This is a genomic window from Kordiimonas pumila (genome assembly GCF_015240255.1).
Lineage (GTDB): Bacteria > Pseudomonadota > Alphaproteobacteria > Sphingomonadales > Kordiimonadaceae > Kordiimonas > Kordiimonas pumila.
The window spans coordinates 2190645-2214748 of the sequence record NZ_CP061205.1 but is presented as its reverse complement, the minus strand read 5'-3'; the positions used below and the strand labels follow the sequence as shown (position 1 = coordinate 2214748).

General features: G+C 46.4%; 19 protein-coding genes and 2 tRNA genes. 7 read left to right on the top strand and 14 right to left on the bottom strand.

What is annotated here, in order from left to right; genetic code table 11:
• Positions 1–15: 15 nt before the first annotated feature.
• From ICL80_RS09605 to ICL80_RS09575, 7 genes are all read right to left on the bottom strand, one after another.
• Positions 16–126, bottom strand: coding sequence for an aa3-type cytochrome c oxidase subunit IV (locus tag ICL80_RS09605; protein WP_194211745.1), 111 nt, complete (start codon positions 124–126; stop codon positions 16–18).
• A gap of 352 nt (positions 127–478) precedes the next feature.
• Positions 479–1804: an aminotransferase class III-fold pyridoxal phosphate-dependent enzyme gene (locus ICL80_RS09600; protein ID WP_194211743.1), complete on the bottom strand. Its 1326-nt coding sequence runs from the start codon at positions 1802–1804 to the stop codon at positions 479–481.
• 78 nt (positions 1805–1882) lie between these two features.
• Positions 1883–4183, bottom strand: a complete 2301-nt coding sequence (locus ICL80_RS09595) for a TonB-dependent receptor (RefSeq protein WP_194211741.1) — start codon at positions 4181–4183, stop codon at positions 1883–1885.
• 116 nt (positions 4184–4299) lie between these two features.
• A complete protein-coding gene (locus ICL80_RS09590; protein WP_194211739.1) occupies positions 4300–5925 on the bottom strand; it encodes a tetratricopeptide repeat-containing sulfotransferase family protein in 1626 nt (541 codons plus the stop codon).
• A gap of 9 nt (positions 5926–5934) precedes the next feature.
• Positions 5935–7248: an NAD(P)/FAD-dependent oxidoreductase gene (locus ICL80_RS09585; protein ID WP_194211737.1), complete on the bottom strand. Its 1314-nt coding sequence runs from the start codon at positions 7246–7248 to the stop codon at positions 5935–5937.
• Between the two features lie 27 nt (positions 7249–7275).
• Positions 7276–8619, bottom strand: a complete 1344-nt coding sequence (locus ICL80_RS09580; RefSeq protein WP_194211734.1) for a glutamine synthetase family protein — start codon at positions 8617–8619, stop codon at positions 7276–7278.
• Between the two features lies 1 nt (position 8620).
• Positions 8621–10069 (bottom strand): NAD-dependent succinate-semialdehyde dehydrogenase, encoded by a 1449-nt coding sequence (locus tag ICL80_RS09575; RefSeq protein WP_194211732.1) that lies wholly within the window; start codon positions 10067–10069, stop codon positions 8621–8623.
• 383 nt (positions 10070–10452) lie between these two features.
• On the opposite strand from ICL80_RS09575, the gene ICL80_RS09570 reads away from it, so the two are divergent.
• The 6 genes from ICL80_RS09570 to ICL80_RS09545 all read left to right on the top strand — a co-directional run bounded on the left by ICL80_RS09570 (position 10453) and on the right by ICL80_RS09545 (position 17233).
• Complete coding sequence (locus ICL80_RS09570) at positions 10453–11325, top strand: hypothetical protein (RefSeq protein WP_194211730.1); 873 nt, start codon at positions 10453–10455, stop codon at positions 11323–11325.
• The gene (locus ICL80_RS09565) at positions 11322–12077 is read left to right on the top strand and encodes a gamma-glutamyl-gamma-aminobutyrate hydrolase family protein (RefSeq protein WP_194211728.1); all 756 of its coding nucleotides are present in this window, start codon (positions 11322–11324) and stop codon (positions 12075–12077) included. The genes ICL80_RS09570 and ICL80_RS09565 overlap by 4 nt, the downstream gene beginning before the upstream one ends.
• Positions 12078–12097: 20 nt before the next feature.
• Positions 12098–13480, top strand: a complete 1383-nt coding sequence (locus ICL80_RS09560; protein ID WP_228073394.1) for a glutamine synthetase family protein — start codon at positions 12098–12100, stop codon at positions 13478–13480.
• Between the two features lie 3 nt (positions 13481–13483).
• Positions 13484–14863 carry an aminotransferase gene (locus tag ICL80_RS09555; protein ID WP_194211726.1) on the top strand — a complete coding sequence of 460 codons (1380 nt, stop codon included), beginning with the start codon at positions 13484–13486 and terminating at the stop codon, positions 14861–14863.
• 229 nt (positions 14864–15092) lie between these two features.
• Positions 15093–16469 carry a Na+/H+ antiporter NhaC family protein gene (locus ICL80_RS09550; protein ID WP_194211724.1) on the top strand — a complete coding sequence of 459 codons (1377 nt, stop codon included), beginning with the start codon at positions 15093–15095 and terminating at the stop codon, positions 16467–16469.
• A gap of 8 nt (positions 16470–16477) precedes the next feature.
• Entirely contained in the window at positions 16478–17233 is a 756-nt protein-coding gene (locus ICL80_RS09545) for a GntR family transcriptional regulator (protein ID WP_194211722.1), read from the top strand.
• 12 nt (positions 17234–17245) lie between these two features.
• Here ICL80_RS09545 and ICL80_RS09540 read toward each other — a convergent pair whose 3' ends face one another.
• The 4 genes from ICL80_RS09540 to ICL80_RS09525 all read right to left on the bottom strand — a co-directional run bounded on the left by ICL80_RS09540 (position 17246) and on the right by ICL80_RS09525 (position 20527).
• Positions 17246–18088: a MipA/OmpV family protein gene (locus ICL80_RS09540; protein WP_194211720.1), complete on the bottom strand. Its 843-nt coding sequence runs from the start codon at positions 18086–18088 to the stop codon at positions 17246–17248.
• The gene (locus ICL80_RS09535; RefSeq protein WP_194211718.1) at positions 18088–19086 is read right to left on the bottom strand and encodes an endonuclease/exonuclease/phosphatase family protein; all 999 of its coding nucleotides are present in this window, start codon (positions 19084–19086) and stop codon (positions 18088–18090) included. Before ICL80_RS09535 ends, ICL80_RS09540 begins: the two co-directional genes overlap by 1 nt.
• 133 nt (positions 19087–19219) lie before the next feature.
• The gene (locus tag ICL80_RS09530; RefSeq protein WP_194211716.1) at positions 19220–19642 is read right to left on the bottom strand and encodes a group I truncated hemoglobin; all 423 of its coding nucleotides are present in this window, start codon (positions 19640–19642) and stop codon (positions 19220–19222) included.
• 3 nt (positions 19643–19645) lie between these two features.
• A complete protein-coding gene (locus ICL80_RS09525; protein ID WP_228073393.1) occupies positions 19646–20527 on the bottom strand; it encodes a DUF3034 family protein in 882 nt (293 codons plus the stop codon).
• A gap of 186 nt (positions 20528–20713) precedes the next feature.
• Between ICL80_RS09525 and ICL80_RS09520 the strand changes: the two genes are divergently transcribed.
• Positions 20714–22000 carry a sensor histidine kinase gene (locus tag ICL80_RS09520; RefSeq protein WP_228073879.1) on the top strand — a complete coding sequence of 429 codons (1287 nt, stop codon included), beginning with the start codon at positions 20714–20716 and terminating at the stop codon, positions 21998–22000.
• Positions 22001–22036: 36 nt separating this feature from the next.
• On the opposite strand, the gene ICL80_RS09515 is transcribed toward ICL80_RS09520, so the two are convergent.
• The 3 genes from ICL80_RS09515 to recJ form a co-directional block, all read right to left on the bottom strand.
• Positions 22037–22112: transfer RNA gene (locus ICL80_RS09515), tRNA-Glu, on the bottom strand.
• 28 nt (positions 22113–22140) lie between these two features.
• A tRNA-Glu gene (locus ICL80_RS09510) sits at positions 22141–22216 on the bottom strand.
• 69 nt (positions 22217–22285) lie between these two features.
• Positions 22286–24097: a single-stranded-DNA-specific exonuclease RecJ gene (gene recJ, locus ICL80_RS09505; protein WP_228073392.1), complete on the bottom strand. Its 1812-nt coding sequence runs from the start codon at positions 24095–24097 to the stop codon at positions 22286–22288.
• Positions 24098–24104: the final 7 nt, after the last annotated feature.

Genomic DNA, 24104 nt, shown 5'->3' with positions numbered 1-24104 from the left:
TACAGTATATAGGTTTTAGGCAACAAATGCGGCCAACAGCAACATAACAACAACGATAGCAACCAAAGACCGTGTTGAGTACTTTATAAACCCACTATATGTCTGCTTTTGATCATCAATATCCATCAAAATGCTCCCTTCTTCACACACTGAAACCAATTTTGAAAAATCTATACCTCAGCCGATGCTATTGGCCAAGTTTTAACTGATATTTTTAGCGTTCTTTTGTTTTTTTCTCGCCTGCCACCAACGGCCAATCTTTATTTCACATTTCCGGCGAAACCGCCTCACCGATGGAAAATCAACAGACAAAACAACCACGCCAAGAGGAAGCATCCAGAAACCTAAAACAGGAACAAAGCCAAATATACCCCCTATTATCAGTAAAACGCCTGCAATAGTGCGCCCAATTCGGGACGCTGGCATCAGCTTTTTGACTTTTTTTCTAACCAAGATGCTTCACTCTAAACACTATACTTTAATCAACCTCTTTAATGGTTTTAACCATCATATCAGTGATTAAGTCAATATCACGTCGCTTTGTAATCAGTGGCGGTGCAATTGCGATTGTATCACCGCTCACACGAACCTTAAGCCCATTTTCATAAGCACGCTGGAATATTTTTGAAGAACGCGACATAGGTACATCGTTAATTCTGCTATGAGTCAAAGCGCTCATATAGCCAATATTCCTGACGTCAGTGATAGAGCTGTGTGCATCCTTTAGCGCATGAATGGCCTCACCGAAATACTGCTCGTTTTCGCGCACATTTTCGTAGATGCCCTCTTCCTTGTAGGCCCTTTGCGCAGCGAGTGCTGCAGCCACAGCAAGCGGATGTGCAGAGTAAGTATAACCGTGGAACAGCTCAACACCCTCAACACCATCCATATATGTATTATAGATTGCAGACTGAGCAGCAACAGCCCCCATTGGCACAGCACCGTTTGTTAGGGCTTTCGCCATTGTCATCAGGTCCGGCTCAACGCCAAACCGTTCAGAAGCAGAAGCATAGCCAAGCCTGCCAAATGCCGTAATTACCTCATCAAATATAAGCAAAATACCGTGCTTTTTAGTAATTTCGCGCAGGCGCTTCAAATAGCCTTTTGGTGGCACATAAACACCAGCAGAACCAACAACAGGCTCTACAATAACGGCAGCAATTGTGCTGGCATCATGGAGCGCAATTATCGTTTCTAGTTCATCAGCATACTGTGCGCCACTCTCAGGCTGGCCAAAACTGTTATGCATGGATGCATCATAGGGAAACGGCATATGATCAACGCCCGGCAACTGAGCCCCAAAATACTTGCGATTATTAACCATACCCCCAACAGAGATACCGCCAAAACCAACGCCGTGATACCCATTAAAGCGCCCAATAAAACGCGTACGCTGCCCTTCACCGCGAATACGGTGATAACCAAGGGCAATTTTAAGCGCAGTATCAACTGATTCAGAGCCGCTATTCGTGAAAAATAAATGGTTCAAACCACCCGGCAATGTTTCAGCCAGTATTTCAGCCAGTTCAAAAGCCTGTGGATGGCCAAACTGGAAAGCTGTGGAATAGTCAAGCTTGCCTGCCTGAGCGCGAATAGCTTCTGTCACCTTAGGGTGGTTATGCCCAAGGGCCGAACACCACAGCCCTGAAGACCCGTCAAATATTTTGCGGCCTTCCGTTGTGGTAACATACAGCCCATCTGCACTTTCAAGCATGCGCGGAGCAGCCTTAAAAGCTTTGTTTGGTGTAAAGGGCATCCAGTAAGCGCCCATCTTGTCGTTTTTATTCAAGCCACGATCTGTCATGGCACACCTCATATGTTAAGAGAGGTATTGCTACCTCTCTTTTGTTACTAATTTACACTTCAGTCTGGGATGAAGTTCTTAATCGCCGAAACGATAAGATAGTTTCACACCAAATGTTCTTGGGCGGCTAACGCCGAAATATTTGTGAGGGATTGGGCCTGCGCCGTCATTTGAACCATCAAAATAGATTTCATCAAACAAGTTTTCCACATAAGCCGTCACTGCCCAGCCATTAAAGCTTTCATAACCAAGCCGCAGGGACACATCTGTCCAACCCGGGTTGCGAGAATCTACAAGGTTTCCGAGGCCCGCATAGGTACCAGACTGTGTACGATATTCAGCGGATGCATTGATTTCACCGTTGCCTGCTTCTTGGTGGTAGCTCAGAACGCCAGCTGTAGTCCATTTAGGTGTGCCCGGCAGTTCATTACCGTCGCTGCCCGGTTCAATATCATTGGCATCATTCACTTCGTTATTGATGTATGAACCTACGATATAGAGGTCAAAGTTTTGGCTCAACACAGCCTGAGCAGATGTTTCAATACCAAAGGCTTTGGCTTTACCAATATTGCCAACACGAGCGCCGTTATCAAAGTATGAAAGCTGCAAGTCTTTATACTTGTAGTAATAAGCATTCATATCAAGGCGTAGCCTGCTATCAAACAGGTCTGTTTTCGCACCAACTTCATATGACCATACGGTTTCGGGGTCAAAAGCGTTTGGCACACCGTCGATCACAACCAGATCATCCGTCACACTGTCATTAGGGTCTTCGATGGCGAAACTACCAAACCCGCCTGATTTATAACCTTTTGTAACACTGGCGTAGAGTGTCCAGTCATCATTCGGCATATAGCGCGCCACAAAACGCGGTGTAAAGGCATCCCATGATTGCTTGCCGTAATCAAAGCCGTCCGTTGTGACACCAAAGATGTAAAATGGCCCCAACTCGCTTTCAACAGGCAGAATGCTTATACCAAAGTTCTTGGTGTCTTTTGTGTAGCGCATACCAACACCGATTTCGAACTTCTCAGATACGGCATATGTAAGATCAACATAGGCACCCCAGCCTTTGTATTCGCCTGTATCAATATTGCTTTCAAGCAGGCCGACGTCTGAAGGGGTAAAGTCTGCATAGCCCCAATAAGCAAACAGGTCTGAACAGCTATAATAATAATAGGACTGACACATAACCTCTTCGTCAGCACGCTCATCAAAACGGGCTGTGATGTTCTCTTTATAATAGGAAACACCGGCATACCAACTGAGCGGCCCATCGCCTTGGCTAACAAGACGTAGCTCTTGCTCGAAATAATCGCCTTCCTGATCTTGCGCATAATCATTGGCGCCGTACGGCATCGCATCAAAATCTTCAGCATACTGGTAGTTATGGTCTTTATAACCTGTGAGAGATGTTAAGGTCGCAAAACCCAGATCCCAGTTAATTTCGGCCATTAATGATAAAATCTCACCCCTGTCAAAGTTGCCAAGGCTGGCATCGCTGTCTAGATCACGCAGGCCACCGCGCTGTGAAGCACCGTCAACATTATCGACAAGAAAATCATACTGATCATTGCCTGTAATAGCACGGTAAATAGAACCGCTTTGGTCCCTGTCTTCATATTCTACAACCAGATTTGCATCCCAGCTTTCGCCGCGCAGTGCTGCTGTTACCCGGAAGGCATCTTTATTGTGTGCAACAAGGTCATCATCATTCGGCCGGGCATAGTTATAAACATAACCATCTTCTTCACTGTGGTAGCCAGCGATACGCAGTGCAAAATTCTCATTCACAGGCACATTAACCATTGCCTCTGCTTCCAGAATACCGCGTTCGCCAAACCCTACTTCAACATAGGCCTTGCCGTTTTCAAAATCTGGCTTTGCAGTATAAAGGCTGATAGCGCCGCTAATCGCATTACGGCCAAACAGAAAACCTTGTGGCCCACGCAGCACTTCAGCGCGTTCCATATCAAACATGGAAGAAACTACAACACCGTTACGGCCTTGATATAAACCATTTTTAAAGAAACCAACTGATGGGTCACCACCAACACCAAAGTCGTTTGTCGAGATACCCCTGATGTTAATATAATCAATAAAACTGTCTTTACTGTTACCAGCGAAGCCTGGGGTAAATTTTACTAGGTCTTTTACATCATCAAGATTAACGCGTTTAGTGAAGCTACTATCAAATGCAGACATGGAAACTGGCACGTCCTGTACAGACTGAACCCGTTTTTGCGCGGTAACAACCACTTCTTCTATACCCCGTGTGTCAGCGCTTTGCTGTGCTGATACTCCACCTGCCGCTACAAGTGCTGTTAGTGATGCCCCCATAATGAGGTGACTGCGGCGACGTAATTTTATCGTATCCATTTTATTTCCTCCACTTGATTTGGGTAGTTTTCATCCACCTTGATATCATTTGATCCAATATAAAAAGATAGTGACTATAGGAACAATATAGCCGTTACGTTCAGTCTCGGAATTGATTATTCGTTAAATAAGCCTCTTTGCTTTAAGGTTTTTTTCATTGGCTGCAAAAATACATCAAATTCACGCCAACGCCCAACTGACCTTGTGTGCGCTTTTTCACGCACCTGTGCCGCGCTCGCCGTTGTAACTGCGCTTTTTTGGGTATGAAAATCCAAAACTTCATCCTGCCAGTCTAGCTCCAGATACTGCATGATCCGCTCTGCATTTTCTTTTGTATTCTGGACAACATCTTCATAATGCACATCCAAAATTCTATCACCCAACACTTCATGCCAGTGCTGCATCAAGTCTCGGTAGCGGGCATGATGGCGTGCCATCTCTTCCTGATCATAGGAGTGATAATAAGCGTCAGCAAAAAGCTGTTTATAACTCGCAAAACAACTATCCATCGGATCACGCACAACATGTATTATTTTTGCATTGGGAAATGCCGCCGCAATCAATGGTGCATAAAGGTAGTTAACCGGCATCTTGTCCACAAACCTAGGGCTTTCGCCGCGCATGTTTTTTGTGGTATTCAAATACATTGCAGCAAGCTTTTTTAAATCAATGCTCTGCGATTTTATAATGGCCTCTGCCTGCACAGGCCCCGGAGAGACTACTTCCGTCACACGCTTGATTGCCATTCCAAATTGCTGCAATTCACCCGCAGAATGCACGTCACTATGTGCGGTCATAATGCGCTCTATAAGGGTCGTACCCGTCCTTGGTTGACCAATTACAAAAATAGGCGATCTGTCATCGCTGCCTTCAGGCAGGCTTTCGAACCAGGTTTTTGTATAGGTTTCTTTTAGCGCCGCAAACAGGCGCTCCTCGGCGGCTTCATCAAAAGTAACTTCACGCCTTCGCGCAGCAGCACCCGCCTCATAAGCATGAAAAGCATTTTTCCAGTCGCCCAAGTCTTCATATTCTTTAGCAATTGCATACTTCAAAAAGGGCTGTGAAGGGCTATTAGCCGGGGTAGCCGCAGATAGCTTTTCCATTTGTGCAATATGGTTTGTATCAATAGTTTTTTGTACACGGGACAACATCCAGTGTGCTTGTGCAGCATCCGCATTCGCCTTTAACACAATATGCAATGATGCTTCTGCTTCTTTCAAGCGCCCCAAAAAGGTGTATGCCTTGGCCCGGCTTAATTCAAACAATGGGTTTTGCGACACATTACAGGCCTTATCGTACCAGAAAAGCGCCTGATTCTGGTCCCCTATCAAGCTAAAAACAGTGCCAATAACATCCTGAACCAAGGGGTCTGTCGGTTTCAGTTCAACAACAGATGAAAGAGCTTTTTCAGCGTTAGCATACTGGCCTAAAATAACAAATGATCTGGCAAGCTGCGCCCAGCCCGCCGCATGCTTTTCATCGAGCGATACCACATTTTGAAACGCTTGCCGCGCCATAGGCCACTTGGCCATTTCAGCCGACACCAAGCCAATCAAGAAGTGTGCGCCAATCTCTTTGGGCCTATATTTTAGCACCAAAACAGAGCAGTTTCCCGCTTCTTCAAAGTTTTTAGCATGCATGGCTTCATAGCCGCGCTTCAGGAACTTTTGGGCGTCGGCGTCAGTAAAGGCTCGCGGCTCTGGGCCCCGTCCCTTACTTTTTGATTGCCTGACAACTGCCATTCTTTGCCCTTATCGTTTCAGTGTATCTAACATTCTATAGTATGCCATCCCTACTGCTTGCGCAGGTTTGCGCAGCAACCGTCCACCGGGGAATGGTGGATGTTTAACATGAGCTATAATATCAAACCGTGACGTATCCCCCATAATTGCCTCCGCAATCACCCGCGCAGATAAATGCGTGGCGGCTACGCCGTGTCCAGAATAGGCTTGAGCGAAATAAACGTTATCATCCACTTTACCAACTTGTGGTATCCGGTTTAGGCCAATGCCAATGTACCCACCCCACGTATAGTCGATCTTAGTATCTTTCAGTTCAGGAAATACCCGTAGCATCAAAGGCCTAATAGCTTTCACCAGATCACGTGGGTGAATACCTGTATATGTTGCAAGCCCACCAAACAACAATCTGTCGTCTGCCGACATACGAAAATAATCAAGCGCCCAACGTTGATCACAGACAGCATAGCGTTTGGGCATAATTTTATCCGCTAGCGCTTTGTCCAAAGGTTCTGTTGCAATAACATAACTGCCACACGGCAAGATGCGGGCATCAAGTTTAGGTACTAATTGGCCTAAATATGCGTTGCCTGCCAGAATAACCTTATTAGCAATAACTTTACCCTGATCCGTATCAACCGTTACCTTATCACCATAAACCAGCTTGCTAACACGTGCGTCTTCATAAATTTTTGCGCCCAGCTTTTGCGCAGCCCGCGCCTCACCGCGCACAAGGTTCAAGGGATGGCACTGCCCCCACCCCATGTTTACCAAACCACCAATAAAACGCTCTGAACCAACAACATTGTGAATTTGGTCTTTACCAACAAACTGCATCTCATGTTTATAGCCAAGCTTGGAAAGAACATGCTGCTTCTCTTCCAGTTCTTTCATTTCACTGGATTTCATCGCGGCATCAAAATAGCCCCATTCCAAATCACATTTAATTTTATATTTAGCAACGCGGTCACGGATTATATCCGTAGTTTCATTAGCCATTTCCCATGCAGTACGAGCATTATCCTGACCGTAAACAGCTGTATATTTGTCAAATTCGTCAAGCTCTGGTCCATACCCGCCAAGAACTTGCCCGCCGTTGCGACCGCTTGCACCCCAGCCAATCTGGTTTTGTTCAAGCAATATAACATCCACACCGCGCTCAGCCAGTTCAACTGCTGCTGCAACACCTGTAAAGCCACCGCCAATAATACACACGTCTGCTTTTTCAGTCCCCTCAAGGCGCTGAAACGGAGCGAGGTCATTACAGGATGCCGTGTAATATGACGGCGGTAACCTGTCCGTATGAATTCTGTCGCGTATACGCATAATAGTAAGTCCACCGCTGTTAAATTATTAAAGGATACGCAAATATTGCTCATAGTCCACGCTGGTTACAGCCCTATGGAACTCTTCTTCTTCGCTGCCTTTAACTTTCAAATAAAGGTCAACAAAATCATTCCCCAGATACTGCCTCATCACGTTGCTCGCCGCAAGGCGGTCAAGCGCAATACGCCACCGGCTGGGTAAAACATTCACGTGGCTTACATTATCAAATTCACCGAGCGGTTTGCCTGGGTCAATCTTGTTTTTCATCCCATAGTGAGCACCAGCCAAGATACTGGCCGCAACCAAGTGCGGGCACCCATCAGCGCCGCTAACCCGGTGCTCAAAGCGTCTATTTTCACCGTCAGACATAGGAATACGGACAGAAAGCCGGCGGTTATTTTCACCCCAATTAGGTACAATCGGCGCATACGATAGTGGATCAAACCGGCGGTAGCTATTGGCGTTTGGCGCAAAAAAAGCTGTTGAATCCGGCATTGTTTCCAAAAGCCCCCCAATAGCGTCCTGTAACTTTTGCTCGCCGTCAGGAAGGCCAAAAATATTTTTGCCGTCTTTATTCAGGATACTAACATGGGCATGCAACCCGCTCCCAACATCGCCCGTGAAAGGTTTTGCCATAAAGCTTGCAAGCATACCGTGCTTACGGGCCACACCGCGCACAGCACGTTTCACCATCATGGCATGATCACATGCCTGTAAAACATTCTCGGTATGGTTTAAATTGACCTCGAATTGGCCGTCACCATACTCTGATATTACCCCTGTTATATCAATACCTTGACTAGAGCAGGCTTCGTTTATTTCCTGTAGCAACAGCTCATAATCATAGAATGTATCCATGTTATAGCTATTTGCGCCGTTGGCCTGCACCATACCATTCACAGGTGAAATAGCCACTGGCGGCACACTGCCTGCCGTAAACAGAAAAAACTCATACTCAAGCGCAATAACCGGCCGCAGTTCGTCAGCGCGGTAATATGACAAAATTTTATCGAGCACATGACGAGGATCAAAAAACATAGGTCCACCGTCAGTGTCTTTCATCGAGATCAAAACCTGAGCCGTTTTTTTAGTTGCCCACGGCATAAGCTGCAAAGACCCCTCAACCGGGTGGCAGGCCCTGTCAGGGTCTGCACAATATTCCTCAACAACAGCTTCCGGGTTCGTACCATTCGTTGTCAGAAAAGGAATAGTGATCGGGAAGTAGATGCTGTTCTTCGCAACCTTTTTCAAAGCATCAGCAGGCAGCTGTTTACCACGGCAAACACCATTAACATCAGTCAAGAAAACCTCAATCATTTCCAGATCGGGGTGATTACCCAGAAAAACCTCTACTTCACGATCAAAAGACATACTATATACCAGCCATACACAAATATTTCATTTCGAGATAATCATCTATCCCGTACTTGGAACCTTCTCGCCCCAAGCCTGATTGTTTAACGCCACCAAACGGCGCAACTTCGGTTGACAGAATACCGGTATTGATACCAACCATGCCATATTCAAGCGCCTCGGCCACACGCCACACACGTGACAGGTCACGTGCATAAAAGTAAGATGCCAAGCCAAATTCGGTATCGTTTGCCATAGCGACAACATCAGCTTCATTTTCAAATTTGAAAACCGGCGCAAGAGGTCCAAAAGTTTCTTCTTTTGAAACTTTCATATTCTGTGTCACATCACGAATAATAGTTGGCTCAAAGAAACTACCCCCAAGGCTGTGACGTTTGCCGCCTTCGATAATTGTGCCACCTTTTTCAAGCGCGTCAGCAATATGTTCTTCAACCTTATCAAGGGCTTTTTCGTTAATAAGCGGGCCTTGCACCACCCCTTCGTCCATACCATTACCAACCTTCAGCTTACGAACGGCTGCGGTAAATTTCTCGAGGAAAGCTTCGTAGACACCAGCCTGCACATAAAGCCGGTTTGCGCATACACATGTCTGCCCAGAGTTGCGGTATTTGGAAGCCATTGCACCCTCAACCGCCGCATCAATATCTGCATCATCAAAAACGATAAAGGGCGCATTACCACCAAGCTCGAGCGAAACTTTCTTAATATCATCAGAGCATTGGCGCATAAGAATACGGCCCACGCCTGTTGACCCAGTGAAAGTCAACTTGCGTACTTTCGGATTCTCGCATAGCTCGCCGCCTATTTCACGCGAATTCGTGCCCACAACCACGTTCAGCACACCCGCTGGAATACCTGCCTTTTCCGCTAGAGCTGCCAGCGCAAGTGCTGAAAGCGGTGTTTCTGCTGCAGGTTTCACAACAACACTGCAACCAACAGCAAGCGCTGGCGCTACTTTGCGTGTAATCATAGCATTAGGGAAATTCCACGGCGTAATAGCCGCAACCACACCAATAGGCTGCTTCAGCACCAAAAGCCGTTTATCACCCTGCTGCTGCGGAATGACATCCCCGTAAACACGCTTGCCTTCTTCAGCAAACCACTCGATAAAGCTGGCGCCATAAGCAACTTCGCCTTTTGCTTCCGCCAAAGGCTTGCCCATTTCCAGCGTCAAAATCTTTGCCAAATCGTCCTGAGCAGCCATAATCAGGTCATACCAGCGCTTTAATATAGCTGATCGCTCCTTTGCAACCAGAGAACGCCACTTTACCTGCGCCGCCTCTGCTGCATCAATAGCTGTTTTTGTTGCTGCCCGGGCCAAATCAGGCAGTTGAATAATTACCTCGCCTGTTGCTGGGTTTTTAACATCAAACAGGGCGTCGCCGCCTACCCACTCGCCATTAATATAAGCCTTATCCTTCAACAAGGACTGATCTTGCAAAATCATAATACATCCATTTAATTTAACAGTTCGGCCAAATCCTAACTACCGAATCAGATACAAGTTTTCAGCCTCTGCAACAACGGCTTTTACATCTCATTCGGTAAAGTGATCACATTTATGATTTCATGTCAATATACAAGCTATTTTCTTTAAAGCCGCTTTATTCAACAGTGAAACAAGTCCAGCCATAGCTGTTGCAGAGGCAAACAATTTAGTAACAATATTAACGCCCTTGACGTTTTATCATTTTTGTGATCACTTTTAGAAAAAATGTGCTGTATTTTAAAGCACTGTCTAAGCTTTTTTAAGAGAAATTAACCGCCTCATGAATATAATAAGCGACAGTATTAGACCAAATACCATATCGAATTAAATGGAATCTATTTATGCCGAACTTCGTGACAGTAGATAACAGCACACGCGAAAAGCTGTTTCAGTGGTTTAAGTACCTGATATATTTCATGATCTTCCTGAATGTATTCTATTGGTTGCGTGAAGATTACATTGCTTCCGCTTACACATTTAGAGAAGGCTTTGGCTGGCAGCAAGTGGGGGATGTTTTTGCGCAAGCACTTGATACTTTTGCATGGCTTATTCTCTTAATAGCTTTTGAATTTGAGACCAGCGTTTTAAGTGATGAAAAACTCGAAAAAGGCTGGAAATGGGTTTTAAACGCCATTGCGGGTATCTGTTATCTTTTCATCGTTTTAGCCTTTTTAGGGTACGTGAAAAAATTTAACCTCACTATGGGGTTTGAGCCACTTTCTATTACAGATGGCTGCGCTGCCGTAGGTCAATATTTATCATATGCCATTGATCTGGATGAATATATTGCCTTAACCGCTGCAAATTGCATGGAACTGACAGGCACCCTCTATGCCAATCCTGCTGCAAGCATGATAACCACAGCGGATACACACATGCAGCTTGAGTGGCTTGCAACTGCCGAGGTGATAAATGCCGGGGCATGGATTCTTATTGTCCTGTTTCTATGGATAGACATGTTCATTCAACTGCGCGGCATGGAGCATGGCAGGCTTTACCGGGTTAATGTAGTATGCAAATTCCTGCTATATTCTACATTGATCATTGTATGCGTTTATTGGGGATTTGAAGGCAACTTTATGGACTTTTGGGATGCATTTCTCTGGATCGTGGCTTTCTTCCTTATTGAAATGAACATTTTCAAATGGTCCGAAGAAATAGAGGCGGAACATCTTGAAGAAGAACACAAACAAGAAAGTGAGCACGCATTATGAAGCCGGTTATCGCTGTTATATGTGATACCACTCAGTCAGGGCCTCACATATACCATCAGGTTGGCGATAAATATGTGCAAGCGCTTAGAAAGTGCAGTGATGTTACGCCCGTTCTTGTTCCTGCTCTAAGCGAAAGCCCTGTTGCTGTTGCTGAAATTATGGCGTTTGCTGATGGTATGCTTTTCACAGGTGGATATAGCAATATTGAACGCCATCATTACGGAGCCGCCCCCGCCCCAGAAGGGGAGCACCAAGACCCTGCCCGTGACATGAACACCCTGTCTGCCCTGCCTGCTATTTTAAAAGCAGGTATTCCAATGCTGGGAATCTGTCGGGGCTTACAAGAGCTTAATGTCGCTTTAGGCGGAACGCTTTACCCACGCCTCCATGATATAGAAGGCCGGATAGACCACCGCGAAGATAAAAAGGCCCCTATTGAGGTTCAATACGGCCCGGCACATGCTGTTACTGTCACAAAAGGTGGCCTACTGCATAAAATTGTTGGTGATGACGTTTTTATGGTGAACACTGTACACGGGCAAGGAATTAACAAACTGGCGGATACTCTGAAAATAGAGGCCCTAGCAGACGATACAACGATTGAGGCTGTTTCTGTAAAAGATGCCAAAGCTTTTGCACTTGCAGTACAGTGGCACCCGGAATGGCGGGCATGGGAAAACCCTCAATCAGTAAAGATTTTTAATGCGTTCGGTGATGCCGCGCGCGCGTACAACCTTAGTAAAACAAACTAGAAAAGGACAGTGTGCCAGCAATGGCAGCTGAATGGTGTTCCATGTATGATGCCAAACGCATCGAAGAGCTGGACAATTGGTTAAGGTCTGAAAATATTGATGATATCGAATGCATGATCCCTGATTTTGCAGGAATTGCACGTGGTAAATCCATGCCACGCGGTAAATTCATCGATGGCCTTACGGCAAAAGCCCTGCGGTTTCCAGAATCAGTCTTTGGGCTGACTATCACGGGAGACTACGCCACAAATGATCATATGAGTGAAACAGAGCGGGACGTTATATTAATGCCTGATCTGGACACAATTTGTATGACACCGTGGCACTCCGAACCTACAGCGACGGTTATATGCAACACGTTCCTAGAAAACGGCGAGCCGGTTGAGTTTGATAGCCGAAATGTTTTAAAGCGTGTCTTGAAACTTTACGAAAATGAAGGCTGGCAGCCTATTGTTGCCCCTGAGTTTGAGTTTTATCTTCTTGAAAGACAGGATGATGTGGAAGCGCCGCCACAAGCGCCCGTTGGCACTTCTGGTCGCCGCGATTCAGGTTCTGCACCCTACTCAGTGGATAGTCTGGATGAATTTGCCCCGTATTTTGACGATGTTTATGACGCCTGCGAAGCGCAGCGCATTAACGTTGATACGCTTATTCACGAGGCTGGCCCAGGGCAGTTTGAGTTTAACGTTGAGCACGGCCCAGCTCAAGGCGTTGCTGATCAGGCATTCCTGTTCAAACGTATTTTGCGGCAGGTAGCCCTTCGCCATAATATGTTCGCGAGCTTTATGGCAAGTCCATACCCTGATAGTTTTGGCAGTGCCATGCACATTCACCAATCCGTTGTTTCCCTGAAAAACGGTGAGAATATTTTTGCCGATAAATCGGGTGAAAGCACGCCACTATTTTTGTCTCATATAGCAGGCATTCAAAAATACCTGCCACAGGCAATGCCCCTTATTGCGCCATTTGTGAACAGTTACAGACGCTTTTCCAGCGGGCTTTCGTCCCCTACCAATACACATTGGGGCTATGAGAACCGCTCTGTTGGGCTTCGGGTACCAAGCGGTCCGCCAGCTGCGCGGCGCATTGAAAATCGTGTAGCAGGTTCTGATGTGAACCCCTACCTTGCGATTGCAACCTCTCTTGCTTGTGGCTATCTCGGCATGAAAGAAAAGCTGAAAGCATCTCCTGAGTTCAAAGGTTCCGCATATGAGGCAAGCAGCAGAGCTTTACCGCGCCATTATTTGGACGGTCTTAAAAATATGCGTAAATGCGACCCTCTCAAAGAGGTTCTCGGTGAAGGCTTTGTCGAAACATACTTGGACGCCAAGGAAATGGAATTTGATAGCTATTCTTCAGTCCTGAGCCCTTGGGAAACAAAATATCTTCTGTTAACGGTGTAAAACATGACAACGACAACTTCAAACCGCACAAAATTCTGGCAAAGCCAGGACGCTGAGCATCATCTTCACCCTTTCACCAACCATGGTCAGCTACGCAAAAAAGGCGTGCGCATGATCACGGGGGCTAAAGGTATCTATATAACAGACTCTGAAGGCAAACAAATGCTGGACGGGATGGCCGGCCTCTGGTGTGCACAATTAGGATACGGGAACGAAGAACTCGTGGAAGCTGCAGCAACAGCCATGCGCGAGCTATCGTATTATAACCTGTTCTTCATGACATCCACACCCTATGCAACGGAACTGGCCGCAAAAATCGCCGAAAAAACACCGGGCGATATTTCTCAGGTCCATTTTGCATGCTCAGGCTCTGAAGCTGTTGATACAGCCTATAAACTGGTGAAATACTATTGGAACATGAAAGGACAGCCAAAGCGCAAACATTTTGTGGCACGTGTTGGTGCCTATCATGGCTCTACGACCGTTGCAGCTTCCCTTTCTGGCTTGTCCGGTATGCACCCTCAGTTTGACCTGCCTTTAGAGGGCATTCATCATGTTGGGCCTACACCGCACTGGTATGCAAACGGCCAAGGCCTAAGTGAAGAAGAATTCACGGATGTCTGCGTGAAAGCTGTAGAGGATAAGTTCCTTGAACTTGGCCCCGAAAATGTTGCTGTCTTCCTCGGCGAACCAGTTATGGGTGCTGGCGGCATGATGCCTCCTCCAAAAGGATATTGGGCCAAAATTGAAGCCCTTTGCCGTAAATACGGCATATTGCTTTGGGCCGATGAAGTAATTTGTGGCTGGGGTCGCACAGGCAAATGGTTTGGGTCTGAATATTATGGTTTTCAGCCTGACATTATGACAATGGCCAAAGGCATGTCATCTGGTTACCAACCAATATCTGCCGTTGCTCTTGGCGGCGATATTGCCGATGCTATTGCGAGTAATGATGAGGAAATGGCACACGGCTTTACCTATGCAGGACACCCTGTTGCAGCAGCAGTTGCCCTTAAAAACATTGAAATAATGGAACGTGACGGTCTTGTGGGCGATGCCGCTCAAGATCGCATTGATTATTTCCAAAGCCAGATCAGGACGCTAGAAGACCACCCGCTGATTGGGCAAGTGCGTGGTCTTGGTTTTCTGGGTGGTTTGCAAATGGTTGCTGACAAAGAAACACGTAAAGCCTTTGATTCCGAAGTTGATATTGGATATCGCTGCCGCGAAAACTGCTTTAACAACGGCCTTGTGATGCGAGCTGTGGGCGATTCAATGGTTCTGTCACCTCCGCTTATTATTACTAAGGAACAAATTGACGAGTTGGTTACAAAAGCACGTTATGCACTTGACCTAACCGCCAAAGAAGTAGGGTATATGTAGGCTTTATGACCATGCTGCATGCCATATACATAATCCCCCCCAGTAACAGCGCTGCAAAGGCTGTTACTGGTGCTGTATGGCCTGCAATAAAATATGTTTCAGGTCGCATAGCCGCTGCCCGAAAGTGCACTACTGACAAATATACACACTTGAAGACACTTCAGGTTCAATTATAAAAACTAAAAGGCGTGGCTGGTGGCTGCGCCTTTAACTTTTAGGGAGAAAAAACGTGGAAGCTGTTGATGCTGTTGTTGCTCATCAGGGGCTGATAACCCTGTTACCAACAGTACTTGTTCTAGTACTGGCTGTTACCCTGCGTCGCCCAATTGAAGCTCTGCTGCTTGGGGCAATCGTTGGCATAATCATTCTTAATGGCAGTGACTTCGTAACCGTAACCGCAGCAACCACAATGCGCGTTCTGCAAGATGATGACCTTGTATGGGTTATTCTGGTATGCGGCGCAATGGGTAGCCTTATCGGGCTATTTATCAGAACGGGCAGCTTGGCAAGTTTTACTGAACTACTAGCCAAGCGGGCACAATCAAAATCCAGCACCTTGCTCGCTACATGGTTTTTGGGCATTGCACTGTTTGTTGATGACTATCTTAACTCCATCACGCTTGGTGCAGCCATGCGAAAGCTCGCAGATAAATATAAAATCTCCCGCGAGATGCTGGCTTATGTTATCGATTCTACAGCTGCACCGGTGAGTGTGCTTATCCCGCTTTCAACATGGGGGTTTTTCTTTTCAAAACAGCTTGAAGATGCAGGCCTTGCTGCTGACGGTGAGGGCTGGATGACCTATGTTAGCGGCATTCCTTATATGCTCTATCCGTGGATCGCCGTAATTATGGTGCCTCTGGTTATTTATGGTAAAATTCCGCTCTTTGGCCCTATGAAAAAAGCTGAACTTCGGGCTGCCTCTGGCCAGTGTATTCCGCCAGGCGCAGAGCACGTTGAAGCTGCAAACGAGTTTGTTGTCGAAAAGCCGGATATCAAGCGTTACACATCTTTGTTTGTTGTCCCCATGATAGCGCTTGTCGGTTTCACTGTCTGGTATGACATGGACTTCCTGCCAGCAATTTATATGACGCTTGCCCTTACTATTATCATTATTATTGCCACTCGATTACTTGACCACCATGACACATTACATACGGCGGTTGAGGGTTTTAAAAGCATGCTAGAAGCGCTTGCCATCATTTTTGCAGCGTATGTCCTTAAAGACATTAACGACCAGCTGGGCTTCACGACCTATATTCTGGAAGCTACACGACCCTTTATGTCAGCAAATACACTACCCTTCATTATCTTTGCTGTTATGGGTGTTATTGCTTTTGCGACCGGGTCTAGCTGGGGTATGTTTGTTATTGCCATGCCTGTAATCGCTGAACTAACCGCCGCAACAGACTCTAATATTGCCTTGGTGGTGGGTGCAGCCCTTTCCGCAAGCACATTTGGTTCACATGCCTGTCTCTATGCAGATGCAACAGTATTGACAGCACAGAGCAGTGGTTGTACCGCCTTGCAGCATGCGTTAACCCAGCTACCATACGCTTTGATTGCAGCAACGATTTCCCTTATCGGGTTTGCGTTGCTCGCGTAGGACAGAGAATGAAAAAAACAGCAATACGGTTTGACAAGCTTTCGCGCACCGAAGATGAAACAGCTCAGGAATGGGTTTATCGGGCGCTTCGTTTTGCTGTTATGTCAGGGCAGGTTCAACCCGGTCTTGCCCTGACCATTCGCGGCATTGCTGACATGCTTGATGTTAGCTCGATGCCGGTTAGAGAGGCACTTCGTCGCTTAACGTCTGAGGGCGCACTCCTGCTAAAAGCAAACCGGCGTATTATGGTGCCTGATATTGTACCGGCAAAACTTGTTGAACTGATAGAAATGCGTATTCTGCTGGAATGTCATGCCGCAGAACGTGCCTTGCCCTATGTTAATGATAAAAAACTTGATGAACTAAAGGCCTTGAACGATGAGCAAAACCACGCGTTTGAAGCCCCAGACCCTGAAGGCATTATCCTGAACAATCTAGCATTTCATAAATGCCTTTATTCTGCACACCCCTTCCCCGCCTGTATTCCTATGATTGAGCAAATCTGGCTTCAACTTGGCCCTTTGCACAGGCTTGCGCTTGCAAACTTTGAAACACATTATATCAAAGACCGGCATATAGAAATTATGCAAGCTCTCAAAACTCATAATTCGTTTGGTTTGAAAGCGGCGATTGAAGCGGATATTCGTGACGGCGCTGGCTACATGACACAAACCGAGTTACTCGAACGCTATAACCGTGCAGAAACAGATAACCTCAGTATCCCGGGACATGATTATATTGACCGGCTCGGTGTTAAAAGCTGATTGACTAATACTTTAGAACAGCCAGACAAGCGCCATAAAACCTGATGCCTGATTTTTAGACCCTTCCCTGCTTTCCAAAACCGGGCTGCCAACAGCCGGGCCAGAAAGTCTGGCATAGCGCAGGCTGCCTTTCACAAGCCAGCGTTTGCCAAGCCTATACTCTAGGGCAGTTTCCAGAAAATATTGAAAGAAACCACTTTTAGCTTCATAGGCTTCATACTGTGCCATCAATTCATCTGGTGCACCAAAATAGGTTTTAACATAGTTAGCTGACCCCCACCCTGTACCAATTATAGGGGTAATGGAAAACTTCGAATTCATTTCAAAGGTATAGCCTGCTTCCAGATCAATAGCAGCGCCCCTGTTGACATTGCTTACATCCATGTATAATTCGCCGGTCAGAAACAGCTTATACAATGATGTGCCCGCAAAAGCCCCAACTTCAAAGGCCTTTTTAATTTTAGGTAAACCAGCAAGGTCCGTTTCTGACAGGTCTTCATTGCGACCACTTTTCACCCGGCCAAGAACGCCCGCCTTCAAAAACCTTTCTTTTAAAAGGACAGCCCCGAACCTGCTATTTTCAATGAATATACGGTCCCGAAAGCTCGCTTTAAAATCAAAAGCAGAATAAACAGAGTGATTATCTGCTCCTAGAAAGTCTGGCGCATAAGAAACACCAAAGCCTAAACGGCCATTCCAGTTATCGCGCTTGCGGTACCCCTCCACTTCTTCTGATTCTATATAGATAGGCTTGCCTGAAAAACTGAGGTCGACATCATCATTTGCATAAACCGGCAGTAGAAAAACAGTTGAAACCAGCATTGCCCATAGAACTGAATGGAAACGCGGCAGCATCACTTCATTCCTTTAACGGCAACATGTTTCTCTGTCTGCGAAAGCCTGTATATCACTTCATAGCCAGTGTGATCGGAAAGCGGTTTACCCTGAAGTTTTTCATCAAATGGCCGGTCAATACTCAGCGGGAAAATCGTTACAGTCTTGCTGCCCCGGTAAAACTGCTTGTCGTTTGTATCATGCCATACAGACGCTGGCGTAACGCCAGTATGAAGCCTACAATCCTGCACTTCCTGCAGGCAAACCTCCGCCACATCATCAAGCTCAACCGTTGCTTGAAAATAGTCATAGCGCTTTCTGGCTTTCGTATTAAAGTCACCTCCAATAATGATCGGGTTACCGCTATTCACTTGCCCTAAAAACCATTCAAATACATCCGTTTGTTTTTTGTGTGCCTTAAAGGCGATTCTTGATGGTGCCTTGGCAGAATTCAAGGAATTAAAGTGAGTGGTAATAATATCAAGAGGGGTTGCCATACCGGGCACCTGAACCCGTGCCAGCAAAATAGCCTTGTTTGAAAGGCAGTCAATACCGGCACATTCATCAGAATTAAAAGCCTTATGCCGCGCCTCTATAATCGGAAAGTCACTTAAAATAAGCAATCCGCTGCCCATAAACTTTTGTGGGTCGGTAAAGCTTGAATAGGTTTTACGCGCTTTCATAGCCCAGTGCACGTCACCGCGCTTGCTGGTATCGCGCCGGTCAGGGCCGCGCAGTACGTAAGGGTAGCCTGTTTTTTCCGCTATAACACGGGTATGGTTATCAAAAGCTTCCTGAATAAGCACTATGTCGGGTTGAGTACCTGCGCGCCGACGCTCGCGCAGCAGTTCAGCAATCCGCTCAAAATAGGGCTCCCTGCCCGTTTGAAGCGGCGCTGGCAATCCATTAATATTATAGGAAAGAACACGTACATCGCGTGTTTCACTAGCCTTTAAAGGCAGAGCAAACCCCACAAGAAAAAGGGAAATAATAGTTTTAATAACACAATAGTTTTTCATATCAGGGCCCGCCCACACTTCGTGCCCCCAACATATTCATGCAAACTCTGGCACGAATATGACCTCAATTCGACACAACAAGTATAGCTTAAAGGAGTAACCTGTTTATTAACATTCAGGCAATTTATATAATTTATCTTACAGTGACTATATCACTATGCAAGGGCGCAAGACGAGCAATCAACCGGTTCTGCACACTGAATGGTATTTTTTCTTCCCGCATGGCTTGCTGCAGTGATTCTACCACTGCATTAAACTGACTAGTTGTTATATCCATTGGGTCGTGAAGTTCTTTCATCGGAGCCCCATCATAAACACAGGGACCATCAGCAACTTCGCATAGCATCAGCGACAGCTTCTCCTTAATGTTTTTCATATTGGCAAAGCGAAAATTTTCGCGGGTTAACTCATCTTTCAAAGCAAGGTCGAGCGTACGGCTGGCAACATTTTGTATTTTTTCCATGCCGCCCAAGTCATCAAAAAGTGTTCCTGCACTTGCGGGCAAAGAAACGCTGGCCATAACAAAAACTGCTGAAACAAGCGACGGAACTTTCATTACCTAAAAACCTGTCTGAAGTGAAACATACATGCCTTGTTGTCTACCTTGCAGCGCAATAGGTCCTAAATCAACTGCTGCCACTGTTACAGAGAAAAACTTATTTGGGAACCATGCCAAATAAACCGCTTTGCTGTCGCCTTCTTCGGCAAAAGCAAGGTTATCGGGTTTGGTTCTATAATCCGCCCCCAGCACTAAATTATGCTGCAACATATAAACTAGCGAACCTTCAAACTGAGGCTTATAACTATCAGCCCCAACGCCGCCAAATCCAAGCAAACCAAACTGGTTTGCCCTAGTAAAGCGCACGGCTCCGCTTGCAATCAAGCTTTTGCTCAAAATTGCTTTTGTGGCGGTTAGGTAAAAATCAAAATCATCATCACGCTGGGCCCCCACTGCTGTCAAAATTGGGGCCTTGCTGGCGTTCTTATACTGCACACCAACAGCCACCTGTGGTAACCAGCTATCTTGCGTATAAAGCGCATCACCAAACAGGCGTACCTTAAGGCCCACAATATCTTGGGAAAAAGTAAAATCTTCACCTAGCCCAAGCCGCGCACCAGCATCGTCCGTATCAAACCATTGACGAGCAAGAGACACCTCAACCCGGTCATAAAGGCCAATAGCCACACCTGTACTATTGAAGGTAAAATCATCAAGCTTAACGAATGTGTGATGGACATTCACCCCTACACCGCGCTCAGATCCATACCCAGAGATCAGTGCCCATGTGCTAAGGCCAGCACCACCCGCGCCCTCAATCTGGCTCACGCCGCCCGTTGCCAGCAGCTTCCCTTGGTCAAACAGCTTTTCCGGGGTCGATTGAGCACGCAATACTGACGTTGTCAAAATACAGGCAAAAGCTACTAATGTTATAATTCGCACAACAGATCCCGCTAAAGACTCTAATCTAAATTAAGGTACCTATATAAAAAGCTTAAAAAAAGGGTAAACATGCATGCCGCATCATAAATATGATAAAATCGCTCATGTTTCGTCATAAACGCAATGATTTTTTAATAAGTTCCCCCATATCATTCGTTCTTTAAAAGGTGATGAACTGTGAATGTTATGATTGATTGGTTATTTGGGGATTCGGGACTAACCCCGCATGGGTATTGCCTGATTTGGCGACAAGACCTGATTTTTATGCATGTAGTATCAGATATACTTATCAGCATATCCTACTTTGCCATTCCTGCTTTTCTTTATAAAATTCGAAAAATAAACCCTGATATTATCCCTGCTATATGGGCATATCTATTCTGTGGTTTCATCGTTTCATGCGGTATCACCCATGTTTTTAACCTAATCACATTGTATTATCCAATTTACGGCATTTCTGGTCTAGCAAAGGTTATTTGCGCTCTCATATCGGTTACCACTGCCGTTGTACTTGCCATTAAACACACACAAGCAAACAAGATTCCATCAGTTAACCAGTTGATGAAGGTTACTAACGACCTTACCACTGAGGCTGAACACCGCAAAAAAGTTGAAGAAGACCTAAAAACACTTACCAAAACGCTAGAACAGCGCGTGATTGAACGTACCCTACAACTTAATATTGCCATTGAAAACGAAAAGAAAATTCAAGCCGAAATACGTTCCACCATGAAAATGCGGGAAGAGTTTTTAGCCTCGATCAGCCATGACTTCAAAACGCCGCTTAACGCAATTCTCGGTTTCAGTGAAACTGTTATGACTAAAATATTTGGAGATAAGCTAAACGGTAAAAACCTTGAATATATTGGGCTTATTCACAAGTCAGGCAGTATGATGCGCAATTATATCAACCGCCTTGTTGCTGTGTACCAAATGGGCAGTGAAGCCGATGCACTTGTTGCATCATCCTTTGAAATAGATGAGATGATCAACAATGTTGTCGATGAAGCACAGATTCTGGCACGGCAAAAAAACATTCGTATCATCACAGAAGAATTACAACCAACCCTTTACCAAGGTGATAAAATTCTATGCCACAGCCTGATATCAAACATTGTCTCAAATGCTGTTAAATACACGAATAAAGGCAGTGTCTGTGTTTCTTTGTCTGAAATACCTGATGGTGTCAGTGTTTCAGTGAAGGATACAGGTGTTGGTATACCTGAACGAGAACTCACTAAAATATTTGACCTGTTTCACCGGGTGGAAGAACCAACCATCTCAACAGAAGGCAATGGCCTGGGCCTTGCTATTTGCCTGTCGATCGCTAAAAAACACGGTGGTAACATTACTGTTTTCTCAACGGTAGGCGAAGGCAGTACTTTTATCGTCAAACTTCTCAATCAGCCGGTTGATGAAAGAGAGGAAAGTGCAGCAACCGTTGGGCTTGATGCCAAGCTCACGTTGGTATGATACAGTATTGGTATGATATAGCATCAAAAGAAAGTATGGTGATCCCTACGGGACTCGAACCCGTGTTTCCGCCGTGAAAGGGCAGCGTCCTAGGCCACTAGACGAAGGGACCATCCAAAACTTGAATGGTACAGAGAGAATGGTGATCCCTACGGGACTCGAACCCGTGTTTCCGCCGTGAAAGGGCAGCGTCCTAGGCCACTAGACGAAGGGACCATCTCTCTGTTGACCGGGGGCCTAGATACCCACCTGCCTCGTTTCGGTCAACATCTTTTTACATTTTTCTTATACAGGGCCAATTAGCGCGGCATCATCCAGCATCATTTCCACCTTTGGGGTGCCGCCCCATGTGTCTTTTTTCAGCTTTCCTGCAATGTGGAAGCGCCTGCCTGTTGCTGTCCGTAGCAACTGACCAAAAGGTTCATTTGCTTGCCTGAAAGCCATAGCCTTTATTGATTTTCCGTCTTTTGACTTAAAAATACAGCGCAGATGATTCTCTCCAACGAGGTCAGCCTTCAATAAATCAACCTCAGGGATAACAAACCGGGGCGCAGGGTTACCTGCCCCAAACGGGCCAACCTGCTCTATTTCATCAATAAGTTCTGGCGTAGCACCAGACAGCGCAATCACCGCATCGATTTTCAGCGACCGGTTTTCAGATGCGCGGGCGACCTGCTTTTCTAAAAATACCTCCAGAAAAGCTGTGAGCGCATCAATTTTATCTTCTGCAACACTGAGGCCTGCCGCCATCGCATGGCCACCACCTTTTAAAAGCAGACCCTTTTGTACTGCTTCTATTACAGCTGCGCCAAAATCTACCCCAGAGACAGAGCGACCAGAACCTTTTGCTTCGCCGTTTTCAAGTGCAAGCACAAGTGATGGTACGCCGTACTTGTCTTTTAGCCTGCTTGCGACAATACCAATCACACCGGCATGCCAACCCTCTCCGCAAGCGACTGTAATCGTCGCTGGGTGGCCATCAGGGCCGTAACGGGCATCAAGCTGGCTTGTGGCAGCTTCCAGCACCTCTGCCTCAATATAACGGCGTTCTTCATTATATTTATCAAGCCTGTCTGCAATCTGGCGCGCCTTTATAGGGTCATCCGTTGTTAAAAGTTCCGCCCCAAGGCCTGATTCTCCCACACGGCCGCCAGCATTCACGCGCGGCCCCAATATAAAGCCCGCATGGTATGTATTGGGCGCTTCGTTAATACGCCCCACATCGCTTAAAGAGGTAAGGCCCACATTACGCCGCAAAGCCATTACCTTTAGACCTTGGGTAACGAGCGCCCGATTAAGGCCCACAAGTGGTACAACATCGGCAACTGTGCCAAGTGCTACGACGTCAAGCAGGTTTAAGAGAGCGGGTTCTTTTCGGTCTTGTCCAAACCAGCCAGCCTCGCGCAAGGTGCGGTTAATATCTACAGCCAGCAGAAAAGCTACACCAACCGCAGCGAGGTATCCCACACCGCTGTCATCATCCAGCCGGTTTGGGTTCACAACAGCCGCAGCCACGGGTAGTTCAGCCTCTGCTTTATGGTGATCAACCACAATAACATCCAGCCCTACAGCCTTTGCGGCCTCAAGAGGAGCAAACGAGAGAATACCACAATCAACCGTTATAACGAGGTCAACCCCGGCTTTCCTAAGCCCTTCCATAGCTGGTGCATTTGGGCCGTAGCCCTCGATCATTCGATCCGGAATATAAATGCGCACTTTGGCGCCAACAGCCGTTAGATACCGGTACAGCACCGCGCTTGAGGTAGCGCCGTCGACATCATAGTCACCGTAAATGGCAATTTCTTCCCCAGACTGAAGTGCACGGATAATTCTGGCTGTCGCCTTATCCATATCCTTAAGGGTTCTTGGGTCAGGCATGCTATCTTTAAGGGACGGGTTATAGAATGTTTCAGCGTCATCGATAGAAACACCGCGCCCGGCCATAAGCTGCCCAACCGCGTAAGAAACCCCAAGCCGTTCGGCTATAGCCTCGGCCACCCGAACAGGAGCCGGGCGCATTTCCCACGCCTGCCCCAAAGCAGAACAGCGCACCCCCAGTAAAGGGTCCGCTGTTTCTTTTGGTTCAATGCTATTCACAACAGGG

Excerpts from the sequence above, each read along its gene's own strand:
- ICL80_RS09605 (WP_194211745.1), bottom strand. The coding sequence starts at position 126 with ATGGATATTGATGATCAAAAGCAGACATATAGTGGGTTTATAAAGTAC.
- ICL80_RS09600 (WP_194211743.1), bottom strand. The coding sequence starts at position 1,804 with ATGACAGATCGTGGCTTGAATAAAAACGACAAGATGGGCGCTTACTGG.
- ICL80_RS09595 (WP_194211741.1), bottom strand. The coding sequence starts at position 4,183 with ATGGATACGATAAAATTACGTCGCCGCAGTCACCTCATTATGGGGGCA.
- ICL80_RS09590 (WP_194211739.1), bottom strand. The coding sequence starts at position 5,925 with ATGGCAGTTGTCAGGCAATCAAAAAGTAAGGGACGGGGCCCAGAGCCG.
- ICL80_RS09585 (WP_194211737.1), bottom strand. The coding sequence starts at position 7,248 with ATGCGTATACGCGACAGAATTCATACGGACAGGTTACCGCCGTCATAT.
- ICL80_RS09580 (WP_194211734.1), bottom strand. The coding sequence starts at position 8,619 with ATGTCTTTTGATCGTGAAGTAGAGGTTTTTCTGGGTAATCACCCCGAT.
- ICL80_RS09575 (WP_194211732.1), bottom strand. The coding sequence starts at position 10,069 with ATGATTTTGCAAGATCAGTCCTTGTTGAAGGATAAGGCTTATATTAAT.
- ICL80_RS09570 (WP_194211730.1), top strand. The coding sequence starts at position 10,453 with ATGCCGAACTTCGTGACAGTAGATAACAGCACACGCGAAAAGCTGTTT.
- ICL80_RS09565 (WP_194211728.1), top strand. The coding sequence starts at position 11,322 with ATGAAGCCGGTTATCGCTGTTATATGTGATACCACTCAGTCAGGGCCT.
- ICL80_RS09560 (WP_228073394.1), top strand. The coding sequence starts at position 12,098 with ATGGCAGCTGAATGGTGTTCCATGTATGATGCCAAACGCATCGAAGAG.
- ICL80_RS09555 (WP_194211726.1), top strand. The coding sequence starts at position 13,484 with ATGACAACGACAACTTCAAACCGCACAAAATTCTGGCAAAGCCAGGAC.
- ICL80_RS09545 (WP_194211722.1), top strand. The coding sequence starts at position 16,478 with ATGAAAAAAACAGCAATACGGTTTGACAAGCTTTCGCGCACCGAAGAT.
- ICL80_RS09540 (WP_194211720.1), bottom strand. The coding sequence starts at position 18,088 with ATGCTGCCGCGTTTCCATTCAGTTCTATGGGCAATGCTGGTTTCAACT.
- ICL80_RS09535 (WP_194211718.1), bottom strand. The coding sequence starts at position 19,086 with ATGAAAAACTATTGTGTTATTAAAACTATTATTTCCCTTTTTCTTGTG.
- ICL80_RS09530 (WP_194211716.1), bottom strand. The coding sequence starts at position 19,642 with ATGAAAGTTCCGTCGCTTGTTTCAGCAGTTTTTGTTATGGCCAGCGTT.
- ICL80_RS09520 (WP_228073879.1), top strand. The coding sequence starts at position 20,714 with ATGATTGATTGGTTATTTGGGGATTCGGGACTAACCCCGCATGGGTAT.